The sequence below is a fragment of the Bordetella pertussis 18323 genome (assembly GCF_000306945.1).
Taxonomy (GTDB): domain Bacteria; phylum Pseudomonadota; class Gammaproteobacteria; order Burkholderiales; family Burkholderiaceae_B; genus Bordetella; species Bordetella pertussis.
Map to the genome: position 1 here is coordinate 3,985,303 of NC_018518.1, position 19,876 is coordinate 4,005,178.

Sequence of the window (19,876 nt, forward strand, 5' to 3'; positions counted from 1 at the left end):
CCTGGCGATAAGGCGGTGCGTGCAGGCGTGGCTGCGATCGCACCGTAACCGTTGGTGCGGCGTCCTGATCTCCGGAGCGTTCGGCTGGGAGATGGCTGCGCATCCGATGGGCCGGTTCTTGTGTGTTTGCTAGCCTGACTAACAGGCGACCTGGGGTCGTTTCCGGTTTCCGGTCAGGGGCAAACAAACGTGGATAAAGATGAATCGGCATTGCGGCAACTTGTCGACATGGCGCTTGTAGGCTACGACGGCGTGGTGGAAGAGTTGCTGGCGCTGCCCTCGGAAGAGTCCGGGGATCTTGCGGGTGGACGGGCCAAACGAGAGAAGGCCGAATTCGCGCTGTTTAGCGAAGCGCCCAACGGGGATGAACCCATCGGCCAGGATGCTCGTACATGGTTCTATTTTCCCAAGTACCGCCCGGTGGCGGTTTCCAATTTGAAGAAAATGCAGGTGGCGATTCGTGCTCGTCTCGAGCCTGAGTCATTGATCCTGCAGTGGTTGATCGCACTCGATGTCTATCTCGGCGTGTTGATCGCCGCCTTGTCCCGCACTGTGATCAGCGACCTGGTATTCGAGTATGTCAAGGCGCGCTACGAGATCTACTACCTACTGAATCGCGTGCCGCATCCGCTGGCGACGGCGTACCTCAAGCGCCGCCGCCAGCGTCCGGTGGATCGTTCGGGACGTCTGGGCTCGGTGTTCGAACACCCGCTATGGTTCGCCTACGACGAATTGGCCGGCACCGTCGATCTGGATGCCGACATCTACGAGCAGGCGCTCGCCGAAAGCATCGAACGCCGCATGGACGGAGAGCCGGACGACGGCAGTCTGGATACCGCCGAACACGACGTATGGCGTTTGTGCCGCGACGGCATCAATCGGGGCGAGCAGGCGATTTTCCAGGCATCCGGCCCATATGGCGTGGTCGCGGATGCAGGGTATATGCGCACCGTTGCCGATCTGGCGTATGCCGATGCATTGGCGGATTGCCTGCATGCCCAACTGCGCATCCGGGCGCAAGGCTCGGTCGATAGCCCGGGAGACGAGATGCCACGCAAACTTGATGCGTGGGAAATCGCCAAGTTTCATCTGGCCGCGACCCAGCAGGCGCGGGTTGATCTGCTCGAGGCGGCGTTCGCGCTCGACTACGCCGCCTTGCGCGATGTGCGCGTCTACGGCGATTACCGCAATGCGCTGGCTCTTCGGTTCATCAAGCGCGAGGCCTTGCGGTTGCTGGGGGCGCGGCGCGGCAACGCCTCTACGATGCCGGCGGTTGCGGCTGGCGAGTACGACGAAATCGTGGCCAGTGGAGCAGCCAATGACGCGGCTTATGTATCCATGGCCGCCGCGTTGATCGCGGGCGTGCTCTGCGATCTCGAGAGCGCGCAGCGCACGTTGCCCGTCGTATTGGCCAGGTTTCGGCCCCTTGGCGTGCTTGCGCGATTCAGAAGGCTGGAGCAGGAAACCGCGGGCATGCTGCTTGGCGACCAGGAGCCGGAGCCTCGGGGCTTCATCAGTTTTACCGATTTTCGCGATAGCGACGCGTTCGCCAGCTACGCGGAGTATGCGGCCCAGTTCAACGACTATATCGATCAATACAGCATACTCGAGGCGCAGCGGCTGGCGCGGATTCTGGCCCTGGGCTCGCGGATGACGGTCGATCAATGGTGCCTTCCCCTGCAGAAAGTACGGCACTACAAGGTGCTGACATCGCAGCCAGGGCTGATCGCGCGTGGAATCGAAAATCACAACAGGGGCATTGAATATTGCCTGGGGCGGCCGCCGCTGACCGATCTGCCGGGTCTTTTCACCATGTTCCAGCTCCATGATTCCAGCTGGCTGTTGGTATCGAACATCAACGGTGAGCTTTGGTCTGATGTCCTTGCGAACGCTGAGGTGATGCAGAATCCTACGCTGGCCGCCCTTGCCGAGCCGCAAGGCCGCTTTCGAACCGGCCGTCGAACGGGCGGGTGGTTTCTCGGCGGCCCCGCGACTGAAGGGCCAAGTCTGCGCGACAACTACCTCCTCAAATTGAGGCAGAGCAATCCGGGGCTGGATGTCAAGAAATGCTGGTATTTCGGGTATCGGCAAGAGTACAGGCTGCCCGCAGGCGCGCTGGGTGTGCCGCTATTCGCTGTTTCCGTTGCCCTGAGGCACAGTCTGGACGACCTCGCGGCGCACGCGAAGTCCGCTTTGTACAAACCCAGCGAATGGCAGAAGTTCGCCTTCTGGATCGTGCCGTTCTACCGGGAAATATTCTTTTCGACCCAGGATCGTTCCTATCGGGTCGATGTGGGGAGCATCGTCTTTGATTCGATTTCCTTGCTTGCCTCGGTGTTCAGCATAGGAGGGAAGTTGGGCAGTTTCACCCGTACCCAGTATGGCAACCTGCGCAATTTCGTGGTGCGGCAACGCATCGCGGGGTTGAGCGGGCAGCGCTTGTGGCGTTCGGTGCTCAAGGAGCTTCCGGCATTGATCGGAGCCAGCGGGTTGCGCCTGTCGCGTTCGCTGCTCGTCGATCTGTATGAGATCTTCGAGCCCGTGCCTATCCGTCGGCTTGTCGCGGGATTCGTGAGCGCCACTACGGTCGGCGGGCGTAACCAGGCCTTCCTGCGGCAGGCATTCTCCGCTGCCAGTTCCTCGGCCGGGCGCACGGGGGGCCAATTGGCAAGCGAATGGCGGATGGCCGGCGTGGACGCCACCGGTTTGGTCGAGTCCACGTCGGGCGGCAGGTTTGAGGGCATCTACACGCGCGGCTTGGGACCGTTGAGCGAGTGCACCGAGCACTTCATCGTCGAATCCGGGAATGCCTACAGAGTCATCTGGGATGCATACACGCATGGTTGGCGCGTGGTCAATGGGCGTTTGCCGCCGAGGCTGACCTATACCGTTCCGGTTCGGCTGAACGGGCAAGGCCACTGGGAGACGCATCTGGATGTCCCTGGCCGGGGTGGGGCGCCGGAAATCTTCGGACGCATCCGCACGCGTAATCTGGTCGCCCTTGCCGCCGAGCAGGCCGCGCCGATGCGCCGCCTGCTCAACCAGGCGAGGCGTGTGGCGCTCAGGCATATCGATACCTGCAGGAGCAGGCTTGCGTTGCCGCGCGCTGAATCCGATATGGACGCGGCGATCCGGATTTTCTTCGGCGAGCCGGACGCCGGCCTTCGCCAGCGTATCGGGCGACGCCTGCAGGAGGTCAGGGCCTATATCGGCGATCTGAGTCCGGTCAATGACGTGCTGTACCGGGCGGGATATGACCTCGACGATGTCGCAACGCTGTTTAACGCAGTGGACCGGAACACGTCGCTGGGCAGGCAGGCTCGGATGGAGTTGTATCTGGATGCCATTGTCGATTTGCATGCCAGGCTCGGCTATGAAAATGCGCGTTTTGTCGACCTGATGGCGTTCCACCTGCTCAGCCTGGGCCATGCCGCGACGGCCAGTGAGGTCGTGGAGGCCGTTTCGCCCCGGCTGCTGGGCAATGTGTTCGATATCTCGAACGTCGCCCAGCTCGAACGCGGTATCGGGAATCCCGCCAGCACCGGTCTTTTCGTCATGCTGGGCGCCTATTCGGAATCGTCGCCCGCGATATTCCAGTCGTTCGTGAACGATATATTTCCCGCATGGCGACAGGCTTCCGGCGGGGGGCCGCTGGTATGGAACTTCGGTCCTGCCGCCATCAGCCCGACGCGCCTGGATTACGCAAATACCGATATCGGATTGCTCAACCATGGGGATATTTCCCCGCTGCGCGCCAGGCCGCCATTGGGCGGCAGGCGCGACATCGATCTTCCTCCGGGGCTGGATATTTCGTTCGTGCGTTACGACCGCCCGGTGCGCATGTCCGCGCCGCGTGCGCTCGACGCCAGCGTCTTCAGGCCGGTCGACGGGCCTGTCCATGGCTATATTCAATCGTGGACGGGGGCTGAGATCGAATATGCGTACGGCGCGCCCGCAGCGGCACGCGAGGTCATGCTGACCGACAATGTGCGGATCATCAGCATCGAGAACGGCGATGAAGGGGCGATCGGGGTGCGCGTGAGGCTCGACACTGTTCCCGTCGCGACGCCGCTCATCCTGACTGGCGGCTCCTTGAGCGGGTGCACGACGATGGTTGGGGTCAAGGAGGGCTACCTGGCCTTCTACCACACTGGCAAGTCGACCGAACTCGGGGATTGGGCGACTGCGCGCGAAGGCGTACAGGCGCTTTACCAGGCCCATTTGGCGATGGGGTACGCGCCGATCTCAATCCCGGCGCCGATGCGCAATGACGACTTGGTCAGCATCGCCGCGACCTACGACCGGGCGGTCATTGCCTATCTGGGCAAGGATGTGCCGGGAGGCGGCAGTACGCGCATAACGCGTCACGATGAGGGGGCGGGCAGTGTGGTTTCGTTCGACTACAACGCAGCAGTCCAGGCGTCGGCCGTTCCCCGCCTCGGCCAGGTATACGTTCTGATTTCCAACGACGGACAAGGGGCGCGAGCCGTCCTGCTGGCGGAGGATCTGGCCTGGGCAGGCAGCGGCAGTGCCTTGGATGTGTTGAACGAACGATTGGTGACGTTGTTTCCGGCGCCGGTCTGAATCGCATTCCGCGAAACGGCGGGCGCGCAGGCCTCGCCCGATCGGCCGGCCGGGCCGCGCGATGCGCGGCCCGGCCGCATTGGGACGCGGCCTTTATTGCTTTTCCACGCCCGCCTTCTTGAACAGCTCGGCCCATTGCGGCACCTGCTGCTTGACCTTGGCTTGCAGCGCCTCGGGATTGGCCTCGTTGGTCAGCACCTCGGCGCCCAGCTGCTTCATGCGCTCCTGGAACTTGGGATCGGCCAGGCCGGCCTGCAGGCTCTTGACCAGCTTGTCGACCACCGGCTTGGGCGTGCCCTTGGGGGCCCACATGCCGTGCCAGATACCCACTTCGAAACCCTTGTAGCCGGACTCGTCCATGGTGGGCAGGTCGGGCAGGGTGGGCACGCGCTTGAGGCTGGTGACCGCGTAGGCCTTCACCTTGCCGCTGGTGATCTGCTGCGTGGTATTGGTGGTCTGGTCGCACATCAGGTCGACCTGCTTGCCCAGCAGATCGTTCATGGCCGGCGCCGTGCCCTTGTAGGGAATGGTCAGCAGGTTGACGCCCAGCGCCTCGACCAGCATGGTGCCGCACAAGTGGCTGGCCGCGCCGATGCCGGCATTGGCCAGTGAAATCTTGTCGGCGTTCTTCTTGACGTACTCGGCCAGTTCCTTGATGTTGTTGGGCGGGAAATCGCCGCGGGCAATGATGGTCATCGGCACGTCCACCACCAGGCCGATGGGCTCGAAGCTGGTGTAGGGCTCGTAGCCGGGGTTCTTGTACAGCGAGGGCGCGGTCGAGAAGCCGGCGTGCATGAGCAGGATCGAGTAGCCGTCGGGCTGGGCGCGCGCCACCTGGGTGGTGCCGATGGTGCCGCCGGCGCCGCCCTTGTTCTCGACCACGACGGTTTCGCCCAGGGTCGGCCGCATGGATTCGGCCAGCGAGCGGGCCACGTTGTCGGTAGGACCGCCTGCCGCGAACGGCACGACCATGTTCACGGGGCGCTCGGGATACTCCGCCAGGGCAGTGTCCGCGCCGGTCAGGGCGACGGCGGCGAACAGGGCCGAGAGCTTACGGGAAATGGGGGGCATGAGGTCTCCAATGCAGTTGGTATGGCTGCGGTTGATTCGGGCCGGGTTGGCCTTTCTTGTTATGTCTGACGGTCGATGAGGGTAATGCCGTCAGGCTGTCGGAAGTGTAGAAAACAATCGAAACAGCGTCATTGCGGGTATCCCCCAACCGGATTAATCCTGGCTGCAGAAAAAGGGGGACGCAGGTTGCGCCACGGGGAGTCCGGCAAGCAATTGTTGCGACGCACAAAAAGTGCTTGACAAGACTTTTTAGGTCCGTAGAATGGCAATTGTGCAATGCAGCAAACGCGCCGGCGGTGAATTTTCCTACCAGATCCGCGCACGTTTTGTCGTCACAGACCGTCGTGAAATTTTCCGGCCCGGCCGGACCCTGACAGGAGATACCTATGAGCGCCATCCCCCAACAAGTTCTGGCCCGCCAGAAAGCCACCGTCAACTCGCTGGTCGCCGCGCAATCGGCCATGTTCGCCGGTTTCGAAAAGCTGGTCGACCTGAATCTGAAGGTCGTGCGCGCCACGCTGGACGAAGTCGCCCAGCAGTCGCAGCAAGCGGCTGAGCTGAAGGATCCGCAAGACGTTGCCTCGTTCACCAGCGGCTTGGTGCAGCCGGGCGCCGAAAAGGCGCTGGCCTATGGCAAGCATGTGTACGACATCGTGGCCGGCGTGCAAGCCGAACTGGCCCAGCTGGCCGAGGCCCAGATCGCCGAAGGCCAACAGCAGCTGACCGAAGCGGTCGAGCAGTTCTCCAAGAACGCGCCCACCGGCTCGGAAAGCGCCGTGGCCCTGATCAAGTCGTCGCTGGCGACGGCCAACAGCGCCTACGATTCGCTGACCAAGGCTGCCAAGCAGGCCGCCGAAGTCGCCGAAAGCAACCTGAACGCCGCCGCCAATGCCTCTTTCAAGGCTGCCAGCGACGCCGCCGAGGTCGCGACCAAGGCCGCGGGCCGCAATCGCCGCGCCGCCTGATCGTACCAGGGGGCTGTTGCGACAGCCCATACTGTAGTACTGTTGAGTGACAGAGCAGAGCTGGAATTCGGGCCACCTTCGGGTGGCCTCTTTTTTTGCCCAAGGCAAAAAGCCCTCTTGGGGCCCATGCCCGCTCGGGATCCCGCCTCAGCGGCTGCCTTGGGCCAGTGCCCGCACGCATTCGCCGACCAGCGCCGGCCCGCGGTAGATCAGCCCGGTATACAGCTGCACCGCCTGGGCGCCGGCGGCCATTTTCTCGCTGGCCTGGCGGCCAGAGAGAATGCCTCCCACACCGATGATGGCCACCGCGTCGCCCAGGCGGCTGCGCAGCCGTTCGATGACACGCAGCGACAGTTCATGGACCGGCGCGCCCGATACGCCGCCGGCTTCCTCGGCGTGCGGCAGGCCTTGCACGGCATCGCGCGCCAGCGTGGTGTTGGTGGCGATGACGCCGTCGATGCCATGGCGCGGCAGGATCTCGGCGATGGCGTCGATCTGGTCGTCGCTCAGGTCAGGGGCGATCTTGACCGCCAGCGGCACGTGGCGCTGGTGCTGGTCGGCCAGCGCGAGGCGCCGCTCCTGCAGTTGCCCCAGCAGCGCCGACAGTTCGTCGCCGCCCTGCAGCGCGCGCAGGTTCTTGGTATTGGGGGAGGAAATGTTCACGGTCACGTAGTCGGCGTGCGGATAGACGCCGGCCAGGCCGATCAGGTAGTCCTCGGCCGCGCGTTCGATGGGCGTGTCGGCGTTCTTGCCGATGTTCAGGCCCAGGATCCCGCCCTGCGAGCGCCACTGGCTGCGCTGCACATTGGCGATGAAGGCATCCAGCCCCTGGTTGTTGAAGCCGAGGCGGTTGATCAGCGCGTTGGCGCGCGGCAGCCGGAACATGCGCGGCTTGGGGTTGCCGGGCTGGGCGCGCGGGGTGACGGTGCCTACTTCCACGAAGCCGAAGCCCAGGTTGCCCAGCGCGTCGATGTGGGCGCCATTCTTGTCCAGGCCGGCCGCCAGCCCCACCGGGTTGCGCAGCGACAGGCCCATCAGCGTGGCGGGCGCCTCGGGCTGGGCGTGCAGCAGCTTGCGGGTCAGGCCGCAGTCGTAGGCGCGCTGCAGCTGGGCAAGCGTGACTTCGTGCGCGGTTTCCGCGTCCATGGCGAACAGCGCCGGGCGGGCCAGGGGGTAGGCGTGGAAGAGGATAGACATGGGGCGGAATTGTAGATCGACTTTGCCGCCCCGCGCGTGCTCAGGGCGGCGTTTCGCGCCAGGCGCCGTCCACGTGCATCTGCAGCGGCCGGAAATTGGCCTTGTAGGCCATCTTGCGGCTGTCGGCGATCCAGTAGCCCAGGTACAGCCAGGGCAGGTCCAGCGTGCGGCACTGTTCGATCTGCCACAGGATGCTGTAGGTGCCCAGGCTGCCGGCCATGTCGGGGTCGTAGAAGGTGTAGACCGACGACAGGCCGTCGTCGAGCACGTCGATGATGGAGATCATGGCCAGCTGGCCCTGCGGCGCGCGGAATTCCACCAGGCGCGTGTTGACGCGCGTGGTCAGCAGGAACTGCGCATACTGGGTGCGGCTGTCTTCGTCCATGCCGCCGCCGGGGTGGCGCCCTTGCTGGTAGCGGGTGTACAGGTCGTAGTGCTCGGGGGACCAGGCCAGTTCGGCCACGAAGGCGCGCAGCGCCTGGTGGCTGCGCCAGGCGCGGCGCTGCGTGCGGTTGGGCTCGAAGCGGGCCGCATCGACGCGCACCGGCACGCAGGCGTGGCAATTGTCGCAATGGGGCCGGTAGGTGAACAGGCCGCTGCGGCGAAAGCCCTGTTCCACCAGTTGCGAGTACGTGCCGGCGTTGATCAGGTGCCCGGGCGCCGCCACCTGCGAACGCGCCTGCCTGCCTGGCAGGTAGCTGCAGGGGTAGGGGGCAGTGGCATAAAACTGCAGCGTGGAGAAGGGGAGTTCTTTTAGCTGGCTCATGTCGGGCATGCCGGCGTCTGGTCGCCGGCACGTGGCTTACATCATAACGCCGTTGGCCGGCGGCAGCGGATGCAGCATGCCGGCGCTGTCGAGCCGGCCGCTGCGCCACGGCAGGCGGGGTTGCGCGACGGCATGGGCGATGTGTTCGATGAAGCGCGCGCGGCACCGGACGCGCGCCCAGGCGCGCCAGGTGGCCGGTCTGCTGCTGGCAATCGATCCAGGCCACCTGGTGGCGGCGCAGGAAAGCCACCAGGTGCGCCAGGGCGATCTTGGAGGCGTCGGTGGCGCGCGCGAACATCGATTCGCCATAGAACATGTGCCCCAGGCTGACGCCGTACAGGCCGCCGGCCAGCTCGCCGTCGATCCAGGTTTCGATGCTGTGCACGAATCCCGCCGCATGCCAGCTGCGATAGGCTTGCTGGACGGCCGGGCTGATCCAGGTGCCGGGCTGGCCGTGGCGCGGCGCGGCGCACTCGTGCAGGACCCTGGCGAAGGCCGTGTCGACGCGCACCTGCAGGCGCGCGGCGGGGTCGTGTTCGGTGCGGGCCAAGGCGCGCAGGCGCTTGCGCAGCGAGTGCGAGGGCGCGAAGTCGGCGCATGCCAGCACCATGCGCGGGTCCGGGCTCCACCACAGGATGGGTTCGCCCTCCGCGTACCAGGGGAAAATGCCGTGCGCATAGGCCTGGGCCAGCCGTTCGGGCGACAGGTCGGCGCCCGCGGCCAGCAATCCGTCGGGATCGCGCAGCGCTTGTTCGACCGGGGGAAACGGCGTGTCGGCGGCCAGCCAGGGCAGTTTCAAGGGATCAGCGGTGCGATTCGAGGCTGTAGTGGTGGGTGGGGAATTCGCCCTTGCGCCGGTCTTCCAGATAGCGCCTGAGCGTGGTGACCACGGTGCGGAACGACAAATCGTCCCAGGGGATTTCCGCCTCGTCGAAATAGCGCGCCTCCAGGCTTTCCGGTCCGGGGTCCAGGCCCGGCCCGAGCGCCTCGGCCAGGTAGAAGAAGTGCACCTGCTCGACCTGCGGCACGTCGATCACCCTATACAGCTGGCCCAGCCGGATGCGGGCGCCCGATTCCTCGAGGGTTTCGCGTTCGGCGCCCTGGGCGGTGCTTTCGCCCAGCTCCATGAAGCCCGCCGGCAGCGTCCAGGTATCGTAGCGCGGCTCGATGGCGCGCCGGCACAGCAGGATGCGGTTCTCCCAGACGGGAACGGTGCCCACCACCATGCGAGGATTCTGGTAATGAATGGCGCCGCAGCGGTCACAGATGTCGCGGGCGCGGTTGTCGCCCTCGGGCACGCGGTGATCGACCGGCGAGCCGCATTGGCTGCAAAAGCGCGCGCGGCGCGGCGCGGGGAAATACTGGAGGGACTGTTGGGCGCTCATGAACGCGATTCTAACGGTTGGCGCGCGCCGCCGAAGCGCTTTTCCAGGTGCTCGACGAACGAGCGGACCTTGGGCGACAGGAAACGCCGGTGGGGGTAGACGGCCATCATCGTGATGAGCGAATGGCGGTAGTCGGTCAGCAGCGCCGTGAGGCGGCCGGCGCGCAGGTCCTCGCCCACCAGGAATTCGGGCTGCAGGATGATGCCGTGGCCGGCCAGCGCGGCGGTGCGCAGCACATCGCCGTTATTGGCGCGGAAGGTGGCGTTGACGCGCACCACGTGGGTCTGGCCGTCCTTTTCGAAGTGCCAGTCGTTGCCGGTGCTGGCATAGGCATAGTGCAGGCAGCGATGGCGGCGCAGGTCCTCCGGTTGCGCAGGCGCGCCGTAGCGTTCGAGATAGGCCGGGGCGGCGCAGGCCACCAGCTGCTGCGGCGCCAGCGGCCGGGCCACCAGCGAGGAGTCGACCAGCGGGCCGATGCGTACCGCCACGTCGTATCCTTCCTCCACCAGGTCGACGACCCGGTCGTTGAGATCCAGGTCGATGACCACTTCGGGGTAGCGCAGCAGGTAGTCGGCGATGGCCGGGCCCAGGTGCAGTACGCCGAACGACACCGGCGCGCTGATGCGCAGCCGTCCGGCAGGCTGGCTGCCCTGGGCCTGCAAGGCCAGGTCGAGCTCGGCCAGTTCGGCCAGCACCGGCCGGATGCGGTCGTAGAACGCCCGTCCTGCGTCGGTCAGGCTCAGCTTGCGCGTGGTGCGGTTGAGCAGCCGTACCCCGTACTTCCGCTCGAGAAAGGCGACCTGGCGCGTCACCACCGAGCGGGCCTGGTCCGTCTTGTCGGCGGCCGCGGCGAACGAGCCGAGTTCTACCACCCGGGCGAAGGTCTGCATGGCAGTGTGCGTGTCCACTATTGTTCCTACTTTGACAACAATAATTTGCTATTTTGCATGTTTATCTTCATTTCGGGAATCGAGACAATGCCCGGGCTTGGCGCGCCGTCCGGCGCGCTCATTGGAGAAAGACATGATCGATTCCCGTACGGCTCCCTATGCCGTCCTGTTGCTGAGACTGGCGCTGGGCGTGATGTACCTGGCCCATGGCCTGACCAAGCTGCTCGTGTTCACGCTGCCCGGCACGGCCCAGTTCTTCGCCAAGGTGGGGTTTGCCGGCTGGCTGGCCTATCCCGTGACGTACTTCGAGATCGTTGGCGGGGTGCTGCTGATCCTGGGTATCTACCCGCGCTGGGTTGCGGCCATTGCCGCCGTGCAATTGCTGGCTGCCGCCACGGTGCACGCGGGCAATGGCTGGGTGTTCGGCAATCCGGGCGGGGGCTGGGAGTATCCGGTTTTCCTGGCGGTCGGTGCCGCGGCGCTGGCGCTGCTGGGCAATGGCAAGGCCGCGCTCCTGCCACGTCCGCGCGCCTGAGGACGGCGCGGCAGGCCCTAGGCGGGCTTGGCCGGGTTGGCCACGAAGCCCAGGCGGCGCGCGACATCGCCGCTGGCCACGCCATGCAGCGGCGCGGCGTTCGGCCAGGCAGGGTGCGACACCATGAGGGGCGGCCGGCCCGGTTCGGGCCAGCCTGTTTCCAGCACGTCGGCCAGCGCCTGGCCGTCCACGTGCAACTGCGCCAGCAGCGGCGCCAGTTCGCGGTCTTCGACCAGCCCGGGGCCCGCCGCCGTGGATGCGTACAGGCGCCCCTCGTCGTCCAGCCACCACTGCCGCACGGCGGTGACGGCCTGGCCGGTATGGGTCTGCAGGCCGGAGAATTCGTCGGCGCGGCGCAGGATCAGCGGCGCCGCATCCAGGCGCACATACACACGCTGCGGGCCGTTCTGGAAAAACCAGTTGCCCTGCGCATCGCATTCGTAGTTGCGGCCGATGAAGGCGAGGATCTGCGGGCTGGTGATGGACTCTCCCGGGGCGCCGCGCGCCGCGTCGCCTTGCGGATGCAGGTGCCAGCGGCCGCGGGCGTCCAGCGACAGCCAGCCGTACACTGCCGGCACGTCGGGCCAGCGGGCCAAAGCGTCTTTTACCAGTTGATCCATAGCGCCACGGGACGGATTCCGGCCGCCATTATAGGCAAGCGCGCGCGCCGGGCCGCGCTACGGCCGGATCACCATGGGCGGCGCGCTGATGATGATGGCAGGGTTGGCGGGGATCATCGGCACCATGGCTGGCTGCGCATAGCCATAGTCATAGCCGGACCGGTAGCCCGGGCATTTGCGCTTTTCGCGGTACTCGCCGTTGCGTTTCCACTTGCGCTCGACCTTGCACGCGCCGTCCCAGTATTTTTCCTTGTATTCGCGGCGCGGGCGGTAATCGTCATCGTCGTCATCGTCGTCGGCGCGCGCCATCATGGGCGCGCAGGCCAGGGTCAGCGCAACCAGCGCCAGCAGCAGGCGGGCTCCGTGGCGCGCCGACGGACGGGGAAAATGCAGGGTAGGCATGGGCGTGCGGACGTAATTGCGACGGCCACACGTTAGCAACGCGCGCGCAAATCTTGGGTACGCAGGGTAGGGAAGGGTAACCAGATGCGCAGGGCGCCAAACCCGCATCCTGGAACAAGAAGGCCCGCGACGCGGCGGGCCTTGAAGTGTTTGGAGGCGCAAGCCGGAATCGAACCGACGTACACGGATTTGCAATCCGCTGCATAACCACTCTGCCATTGCGCCGGCAGGCTACAAGAAAAAAGGAAGCACGGCAGGTAACCGCTAGCTTCCCTTTTTGGTGTTTGGAGCGGGAAACGAGTCTCGAACTCGCGACCTCAACCTTGGCAAGGTTGCGCTCTACCAACTGAGCTATTCCCGCATGGGTACTGCTTAAGGCCAAGCAACGCAGAAGTCTCCCGTCTGGAAAATTCCCACATGCTGCTCAACGAAGAAAAAAATTATACACGATTTCGGCTGTCGGGTTCAAGTCGCAGGCGGCGCTTACGTGCCGGGCAGGGCGATCCCCATGGCGGCGAACATGCCGCCGCAGGTCTTGTTGAAACGCCGGCCGGCCCGCTGCAGGAAGGGCCTGACCTTGTGGGCCGCGCGCGCCAGTCCGTACTCGACCACGAATTCCATGGCGGCGAAGGTGGCGGCCATGACGGCGAATTGGGTAGCCAGGCTGCGCGCCGGGTCGATGAACTGCGGCAGGAACGCGCCAAAGAAAAGCAGGGCCTTGGGATTGGAGACGGCGGCTAGCTGTGAACTGTCAATAGGTTGTATTCGTCCAGGTTGAGTCTGGAGATGGGTACAGCGCGCCCGATGCCTTGGTGGGGTCGATGCCAGTTGTAGTGGTGTAGCCAGGATTTCATGGCATCGGCTCGGTGTTGGGAGTTCTGGTAGGTGTGAGCGTAAGCCCACTCACGCAAGGCCGACTGGATGAAGCGTTCGGCCTTGCCATTGGTCTGTGGGCGGTAAGGTCGGGTAAAGCGGTGCTTGATGCCCAGCTCATGGCACAGCGCGGCGAAGGCGCGGCTGCGAAAGGCCGAGCCATTGTCGGTGAGCAAGCGCTGGATGGTCACGCCCAGGCGCTGGTAGTAGGCCACTGCGTCCTTGAGGAACTGGACGGCGCTGGGGAAGCGCTCGTCGGGGTGGATGTCGGTGAAGGCCACGCGGGCGTGGTCATCGATGGCCACGAAGACGAAGTCCCAGCCGGCCCCCTCAACGGTATCGCGTCGGTTGCCCGTGACCCGGTGGCCAGGGCGCTGGATACGTCCCAGCTTCTTGATGTCGATGTGCAGCAGATCGCCGGGGGCCTGATGCTCGTAGCGCACCACCGGCTCGGCCGGCTCCAGGTCGGCCAGGTGCGACAGACCGGCGCGGGCCAGGACGCGGCTGACGGTGCTGGCTGACACGCCCAGCGCCTGGGCGATGCGCGCTTGGGTCAGCCGCTTGCGGCGCAGCTCCACGATAGCCAGCGCCTTGGCCGGCGCAATCGCTCGGGGCGAGACCGTCGGGCGCGAGGACGCATCGGCCAAGCCCGCCTGGCCCTGAGCCAGGAAGCGGCCCAGCCATTTGCGCACAGTCGGCGCGGTGACCCCATAGGCGCGGGCCGCTTCAGGCACACAAACTTGATGGGCGATCAATTGCTGGACCATTTCGAGTCGACGTAGGAAGGTCAATCGGGCATGCTTATGGGTGTTCATCCGGCCGGGCTCCTTGAGTGAACTGGGGGGGTGGCGATTTCCAGTTTCTCAAATCCGGTTCGGATGAACCATGCATACAACCTATTGAATCTTCACAGCTAGAGGGCGTTGCCGCAGGCGTACCCCGACGCCCAGGCCCACTGGAAGTTGTAGCCGCCCAGCCAGCCCGTCACGTCGACCGCCTCGCCGATGAAGTACAGCCCTGGCACGCCGCGCGCCTGCATGGACTTCTGGTCCAGGGCGCGCGTGTCGACGCCACCGCGCATCACTTCGGCCTTCTTGTAGCCGGCCGTGCCGCTGGGCACCAGGCGCCAGTCATGGATCAGCGCCGCCAGCGCCCGCAGCGTGCGGTCCGGCACGTCGGCCAGGCGCGCGGCGGCCAGGTCCGCGCCGACGGCGCGCCCGGCCACGTCCAGCCAGGTATCGGCCAGCCGCCGGGGCCACAGGCCGGCCAGCACGGTATGCAGCTGCTGCCGGTTGCCCGGCTTGGCGCCTATCAGTTCGGCGGCCAGGTCGCGGCCGGGCGCCAGGTCCAGCACGATGGGCTCGCCCGGCTTCCAGTAGCTCGATATCTGCAGGATGGCGGGGCCGGACAGGCCCCGGTGGGTAAACAGCAGGTCTTCCAGGAACGCCGCGCGCCCCTTGCCCTGCCCGGTCGACAGCGTGACTTCCAGGGCGACGCCCGACAGCGCGGCGAACGGCTGCCATTGCGCGGGATCGAAGGTCAGCGGCACCAGGGCCGGCCGCGGCTCGACGACCTTCAGGCCGAACTGGCGCGCCACCTTGAGCGCGTAGTCGGTCGCGCCCAGTTGCGGGATCGCCATGCCGCCGGTGGCTACCACGACCGCGCGCGCGTCGATCGCGCCGGTGCTGGTACGCAGCGTGAAGCCGCCGCCCTCGCGGCGGGCGATCTCGTCCACGCGGCACGGCATGCGCCAGGCCACCCCGCCCTGCCCGCACTCGGCGCGCAACACCTCGATGATGGTTTCGCTGCTGTCGTCGCAGAACAGTTGCCCGCGATGCTTTTCATGCCAATGCACCCGATGGCGGCGCAACAGGCCGAGGAAATCCTGCGGGGTGTAGCCGGCCAGCGCCGAGCGGCAGAAATGCGGGTTGTCGGACAGGAAATTGGCCGGGCCGGCGCCCAGGTTGGTGAAGTTGCAGCGCCCTCCGCCGGAGATGCGGATTTTCTCGGCCAGCTTGGCGGCATGATCGATCAGCACCATGCGCAGGCCGCGCTGGCCCGCCACGGCGGCGCACATCATGCCGGCGGCCCCGGCGCCGATGACGGCGACATCGAACATCGAAACGGGATACTCCCTCGAAGACAACGCCGCGCCGGGCCGCCCCCTCGGGCGGCGCGGCGCGGCGCGTCGGATTTACTGCTCGCCGGCGTCCTTCAGGCAGTCGACGTAATAGCGCTTGGCGCCATCGGGGCCCTCTTCGTCGGCCAGGCCGTGGATGTAGGTCTCGAAGCCGGGGAAGCGCTCGTTGAACTCGCGCGCGAACTGCAGGTATTGCACGATGGTCCGGTTGAAGCGCTCGCCCGGGATCAGCAGCGGAATGCCCGGCGGGTACGGCGTGAGCAGCACGCCGGTCACGCGGCCTTCGAGCTGGTCGATCTCGACGCGCTCGACTTCGCGGTGCGCCATGCGGGCGAAGGCGTCCGAGGGCTTGAGCGCCGGCACCATGTCGCTCAGGTACATCTCGGTGGTCAGGCGCGCCACGTCGCGTTCGCGATAGGCCTCGTGGATCTGCTGGCATAGGTCGCGCAGGCCCATGCGCTCGTAGCGGCGGTGACCGCGGCAGAACTCGGGCAGGATGCGCCACAGGGGCTGGTTGCGGTCGTAGTCGTCCTTGAACTGCTGCAGCGCGGTCAGCAGGGTGTTCCAGCGGCCCTTGGTGATACCGATGGTGAACAGGATGAAGAACGAATACAGGCCGGTCTTCTCCACCACGACGCCGTGCTCGGCCAGGTACTTCGACACCAGCGCGGCCGGTATGCCGCTTTCGCCGAAGCTGCCCGACATGTCCAGGCCCGGGGTGATGATGGTGGCCTTGATCGGGTCGAGCATGTTGAAGCCCGGCGCCAGGTCGCCAAAGCCGTGCCAGTGGTCGCCCGACTCCAGCACCCAGTCGTCGCGATGGCCGATGCCCTCGGGCGCGAGGCGGTTGGGGCCCCACACCTTGAACCACCAGTCGTCCTTGCCGAACTCGGAGGCCACCTTGCGCATGGCGCGGCGAAAGTCCATGGCCTCGCGGATGCTTTCCTCGACCAGGGCGGTGCCGCCCGGCGGCTCCATCATGGCGGCGGCCACGTCGCACGACGCGATGATCGCGTACTGCGGCGAGGTCGACGTATGCATCAGGTAGGCCTCGTTGAAGAGGTTGCGGTCCAGCTTGCGGCTCTCGGACTCCTGCACGATGATCTGCGAGGCCTGCGAGATGCCGGCCAGCAGCTTGTGCGTGGAGTGCGTGGCGAACACCATGGCGTCCTGGCTGCGCGGGCGGTCCGGGCCGATCGCGTGCATGTCGCGGTAGTACTCGTGGAAGGCCGCGTGCGGCAGCCAGGCCTCGTCGAAATGCAGCGTGTCGACGTAGGTGCCCAGCTTTTCCTTGATCATCTCGACGTTGTAGATGACGCCGTCATAGGTGCTCTGCGTCAGCGTGAGGATGCGCGGCTTCTTGTTCAGCGCCTCGCGCGCGAACGGGTTGGCCTCGATCTTGCGGCGGATGTTTTCCGGGTCGAATTCGTCGAGCGGGATCGGTCCGATGATGCCCAGGTGGTTGCGCGTGGGGCGCAGGAACACCGGGATCGCGCCGGTCATGGTGATGGCGTGCAGGATCGACTTGTGGCAGTTGCGGTCCACCACCACCACGTCGCCGGCGGCCACGTTGGCATGCCAGACGACCTTGTTCGACGTCGAGGTGCCGTTGGTGACGAAGAAGCAGTGGTCGGCATGGAAAATGCGCGCGGCATTCAGCTCGGACTCGGCCACCGGGCCGGTGTGGTCCAGCAGCTGGCCCAGCTCGTCGACCGCGTTGCAGACGTCGGCGCGCAGCATGTTCTCGCCGAAGAACTGGTGGAACATCTGGCCCACCGGGCTCTTGAGGAACGCCACGCCGCCCGAGTGCCCCGGGCAGTGCCAGGAATACGAACCGTCCTGGGCATATTTGACCAGCTCGCGGAAGAACGGCGGCGGCAGGCCGTCCACGTAGCTGCGCGCTTCGCGGATGATGTGGCGCGCCACGAACTCCGGCGTGTCCTCGAACATGTGGATGAAGCCGTGCAGCTCGCGCAGGATGTCGTTCGGGATGTGTTCCGACGTGCGCGTCTCGCCGTACAGGTAGATGGGGATGTCGGCGTTGCGGAAACGCAGCTCGCCGATGAACGTGCGCAGGTTCTTGATCGCGCCCGCCACGTCTTCCGGAGAATCGACGTCGAACTCCTCATCGTCGATCGACAGGATGAAGGCGCTGGCGCGGCTTTGCTGCTGGGCAAACGAGCTCAGGTCGCCGTAGCTGGTCACCCCGATGACCTCCACGCCCTCGGCCTCGATCGCCGAAGCCAGCGCGCGAATGCCCAACCCCGAGGCGTTCTCGGAGCGATAGTCTTCGTCGATGATGAAAATGGGGAAGCGGAATTTCATGCGGGCGCTCCTGGGCGGGCAAGGCAAAACGGACGCGAGTGTACTGCCAGACGGGGTCGGGCTGGTGACAAAAAAGCAACCGGCCCGACGAGCGGGCCGACCTCGGGGAATTGTAGGACGGATTGAAAGCGGGTGCGCCCGCCGGCGCGCGGCGTCAGCGAATGATGTCGGGCCGGCGCGCCGCGACGGCCTGCTCGTAGCGGCCGAAAAACGGCCGCAGGTCTTCCTGCGGGCCGGCGTCGATGCGGCGCTCGACCTTGGCGATGGCGCACAGGCAGACGTCGAACTCGGGCTCGCCGGTCACCAGCACCACCGGATCGTCATCGTCGCAGACCTCGTACAGCCCGCCGTGGCGACGCCGCGCCACCTCGTACAGGTAGGCGGCCGCCCCCACCCGTTGCACCGGGTCCAGCGCCAGGGCGCCCAGGTGGGCCTGTTCGAGCACGGCGTCGAGCGCGGCGATGCTGGCCGGCGAGTAGTCCAGCCCCGCCCCGGCGGGGACGGCGGCCACGAAATCGCGCGCCGCCGCGGCGACCCGTTCAACGAAGGCGTCCTGCGCCTCCTGGTCGTACTGCTGCGTGTCTTTCCTGCGGAAACCGAACATCTGGGGCTCCTGCGCCGCGAAACAGCCGCGCTTTTCACGTATCTTCATTATATTTGGCGCAACCCTGCCGCCACCCTGCGCGTACGCTGCGGAGCCAGACGTGAATCTTTCCACCATACGCCCTTTGACGCCCGAGGATGCTGCAGAATTTTTCAACGCGTTCGCCTGGCCGCCCTGCGCGAGGCGCCCGAAGCCTTCGGGTCCAGTTACGAAGAAGAAAGCGTTGACACAATCGCGCAATGGCGCGCCCGCCTTGCCCCGCGCGAGGGTTACGTGCTGCTGGGCGCCTTCGTGGACGGCGCCCTGGCCGGGGTCGGCGGCGTGGCGCGCGGGCACACAATGAAACAACGTCACAAGGCTGAAATCTGGGGTATTTACGTTGTACCCGCGCAACGCCGCGGCGGCCTGGCGCGCCAATTGACCGAGGCGCTGCTGGCACGGGTGGCCCGGATGACCGGGGTACGCCACGTGCTGCTGAGCGTGGGCGCCGACAACGGCGCCGCGCACGCGCTGTACGCCAGCCTGGGCTTCGCCGAGTATGGCCGCGAGCCCGACGCGATGCTGGTGGGCGGCCGCCTGCTGGCCAATATTCTCATGATCCGCCCGCTGGCCGCGCGCTGAGGGCCGGTCCCGGACTGGAGCCGACACCATGCAGGCACAGGTACTGATCAATATCGACGTTCCCGACGCGGCGCGGGCCGCGCTGTTCTACGAACGCGCCTTCGGCCTGCGTCCGCAGCGCCGGCTGGGGCCGCAGGCCATCGAGATGGCGGGCGCCGCCGTGCCCATCTACCTGCTGGAGAAGGCAACCGGCTCGCAGGCGGCCACGGGCACGAGCCAGGGGCGCGACTACGCGCGCCACTGGACGCCGGTGCACCTGGATTTCGTGGTGGACGATTGCGACAGGGCGGTCGCCACGGCGGTGGCCGCCGGCGCTATGCTGGAAGATCCGCCGCACAGCCACGCCTGGGGCCGCATCGCGCATCTGTCCGACCCCTACGGCAACGGCGTGTGCATCCTGCAGTTCCTGGGCGAGGGCTACGACGCCCTCGCCGCCGCGGCGCCCTGAACGCGCCGCGCCGAACCGGAGACCGCCATGCCAGCCCCAGCCACCGTCGCCTCACCCGTCGTGACCTGCTTGCGCTACCGCAACGCCAGCGCCGCCATCGAATGGCTGGTGCACGCGTTCGGGTTCGAGGCGCAACGCATCGTGCCCGGCCCGGCCGATACCATCGTGCATGCCCAGCTGACGCTGGGCAGCGGCATGATCATGCTGGCGTCGGTGACGGACACACCGTTTTCCCGCTACATGAAGCAGCCCGACGAGGTCGGCGGCGTGGAGACGCAAAGCGTGTACCTGGTGGTGGCCGACCCCGACCAGGCCTACCGGGACGCGCAGGCCGCGGGCGCCGAGATACTGATCGATATTGCCGACGCCGATTACGGCGGCCGCGGCTTTTCGTGCCGCGACCCGGAGGGGCATATCTGGAGCGTCGGCTCGTACGACCCCTGGCAATAG

The 19,876-nt window shown here is 66.2% G+C and carries 16 protein-coding genes, 2 tRNA genes and 3 pseudogenes; 6 read left to right on the forward strand and 15 right to left on the reverse strand.

What is annotated here, in order from left to right; translation table 11 throughout:
* The first annotated feature begins 189 nt into the window (after positions 1–189).
* The gene (gene dnt / locus BN118_RS18990; RefSeq protein ID WP_010931478.1) at positions 190–4,584 is read left to right on the forward strand and encodes a dermonecrotic toxin; all 4,395 of its coding nucleotides are present in this window, start codon (positions 190–192) and stop codon (positions 4,582–4,584) included.
* 93 nt (positions 4,585–4,677) lie between these two features.
* On the opposite strand, the gene BN118_RS18995 is transcribed toward dnt, so the two are convergent.
* Positions 4,678–5,655, reverse strand: coding sequence for a tripartite tricarboxylate transporter substrate binding protein BugD (locus BN118_RS18995; RefSeq protein ID WP_010931479.1), 978 nt, complete (start codon positions 5,653–5,655; stop codon positions 4,678–4,680).
* Between the two features lie 386 nt (positions 5,656–6,041).
* Between BN118_RS18995 and phaP the strand changes: the two genes are divergently transcribed.
* The gene (gene phaP / locus BN118_RS19000; RefSeq protein WP_003814172.1) at positions 6,042–6,620 is read left to right on the forward strand and encodes a TIGR01841 family phasin; all 579 of its coding nucleotides are present in this window, start codon (positions 6,042–6,044) and stop codon (positions 6,618–6,620) included.
* Between the two features lie 147 nt (positions 6,621–6,767).
* On the opposite strand, the gene BN118_RS19005 is transcribed toward phaP, so the two are convergent.
* The 5 genes and pseudogenes from BN118_RS19005 to BN118_RS19020 all read right to left on the reverse strand — a co-directional run bounded on the left by BN118_RS19005 (position 6,768) and on the right by BN118_RS19020 (position 10,858).
* Positions 6,768–7,817, reverse strand: a complete 1,050-nt coding sequence (locus BN118_RS19005) for a quinone-dependent dihydroorotate dehydrogenase (RefSeq protein WP_003814170.1) — start codon at positions 7,815–7,817, stop codon at positions 6,768–6,770.
* A gap of 40 nt (positions 7,818–7,857) precedes the next feature.
* Positions 7,858–8,592, reverse strand: a complete 735-nt coding sequence (locus BN118_RS19010; RefSeq protein ID WP_003814165.1) for an arginyltransferase — start codon at positions 8,590–8,592, stop codon at positions 7,858–7,860.
* A gap of 27 nt (positions 8,593–8,619) precedes the next feature.
* Positions 8,620–9,382 (reverse strand): annotated as a pseudogene (gene aat / locus BN118_RS19785) (leucyl/phenylalanyl-tRNA--protein transferase).
* 4 nt (positions 9,383–9,386) lie between these two features.
* Positions 9,387–9,968 (reverse strand): NUDIX hydrolase, encoded by a 582-nt coding sequence (locus tag BN118_RS19015; RefSeq protein ID WP_014906132.1) that lies wholly within the window; start codon positions 9,966–9,968, stop codon positions 9,387–9,389.
* Complete coding sequence (locus BN118_RS19020) at positions 9,965–10,858, reverse strand: LysR family transcriptional regulator (RefSeq protein ID WP_003814158.1); 894 nt, start codon at positions 10,856–10,858, stop codon at positions 9,965–9,967. The genes BN118_RS19015 and BN118_RS19020 overlap by 4 nt, the downstream gene beginning before the upstream one ends.
* A 133-nt stretch (positions 10,859–10,991) precedes the next feature.
* On the opposite strand from BN118_RS19020, the gene BN118_RS19025 reads away from it, so the two are divergent.
* Positions 10,992–11,393: a DoxX family protein gene (locus BN118_RS19025; RefSeq protein ID WP_014906133.1), complete on the forward strand. Its 402-nt coding sequence runs from the start codon at positions 10,992–10,994 to the stop codon at positions 11,391–11,393.
* Positions 11,394–11,410: 17 nt separating this feature from the next.
* Here BN118_RS19025 and BN118_RS19030 read toward each other — a convergent pair whose 3' ends face one another.
* From BN118_RS19030 to BN118_RS19070, 9 genes and pseudogenes are all read right to left on the reverse strand, one after another.
* Complete coding sequence (locus BN118_RS19030; protein ID WP_010927005.1) at positions 11,411–12,013, reverse strand: DUF2946 family protein; 603 nt, start codon at positions 12,011–12,013, stop codon at positions 11,411–11,413.
* 57 nt (positions 12,014–12,070) lie between these two features.
* Positions 12,071–12,454, reverse strand: a complete 384-nt coding sequence (locus tag BN118_RS19035; protein WP_014906134.1) for a hypothetical protein — start codon at positions 12,452–12,454, stop codon at positions 12,071–12,073.
* Between the two features lie 112 nt (positions 12,455–12,566).
* Positions 12,567–12,640, reverse strand: a tRNA-Cys gene (locus BN118_RS19040).
* A 60-nt stretch (positions 12,641–12,700) separates the two neighbouring features.
* A tRNA-Gly gene (locus BN118_RS19045) sits at positions 12,701–12,776 on the reverse strand.
* Positions 12,777–12,898: 122 nt separating this feature from the next.
* A pseudogene (locus tag BN118_RS19050) lies at positions 12,899–13,156 on the reverse strand (LysE family translocator); the annotation flags it as partial.
* Complete coding sequence (locus tag BN118_RS19055; protein ID WP_005012067.1) at positions 13,153–14,103, reverse strand: IS481-like element IS481 family transposase; 951 nt, start codon at positions 14,101–14,103, stop codon at positions 13,153–13,155. The pseudogene BN118_RS19050 and the gene BN118_RS19055, both read right to left, overlap by 4 nt.
* 98 nt (positions 14,104–14,201) lie before the next feature.
* On the reverse strand, positions 14,202–15,407 hold the full coding sequence (locus BN118_RS19060) for a BaiN/RdsA family NAD(P)/FAD-dependent oxidoreductase (protein WP_019249381.1): 1,206 nt from the start codon (positions 15,405–15,407) through the stop codon (positions 14,202–14,204).
* A gap of 75 nt (positions 15,408–15,482) precedes the next feature.
* Complete coding sequence (locus BN118_RS19065) at positions 15,483–17,753, reverse strand: arginine/lysine/ornithine decarboxylase (protein ID WP_003808393.1); 2,271 nt, start codon at positions 17,751–17,753, stop codon at positions 15,483–15,485.
* Positions 17,754–17,907: 154 nt separating this feature from the next.
* Positions 17,908–18,405 (reverse strand): hypothetical protein, encoded by a 498-nt coding sequence (locus tag BN118_RS19070; RefSeq protein WP_003808391.1) that lies wholly within the window; start codon positions 18,403–18,405, stop codon positions 17,908–17,910.
* Positions 18,406–18,457: 52 nt separating this feature from the next.
* Here BN118_RS19070 and BN118_RS19075 point away from each other — a divergent pair.
* From BN118_RS19075 to BN118_RS19085, 3 genes and pseudogenes are all read left to right on the forward strand, one after another.
* Positions 18,458–18,978: pseudogene (locus tag BN118_RS19075) on the forward strand (N-acetyltransferase family protein).
* A 28-nt stretch (positions 18,979–19,006) separates the two neighbouring features.
* Positions 19,007–19,426 (forward strand): VOC family protein, encoded by a 420-nt coding sequence (locus BN118_RS19080; protein ID WP_010929671.1) that lies wholly within the window; start codon positions 19,007–19,009, stop codon positions 19,424–19,426.
* 27 nt (positions 19,427–19,453) lie between these two features.
* Positions 19,454–19,876, forward strand: coding sequence for a VOC family protein (locus tag BN118_RS19085; protein ID WP_003808385.1), 423 nt, complete (start codon positions 19,454–19,456; stop codon positions 19,874–19,876).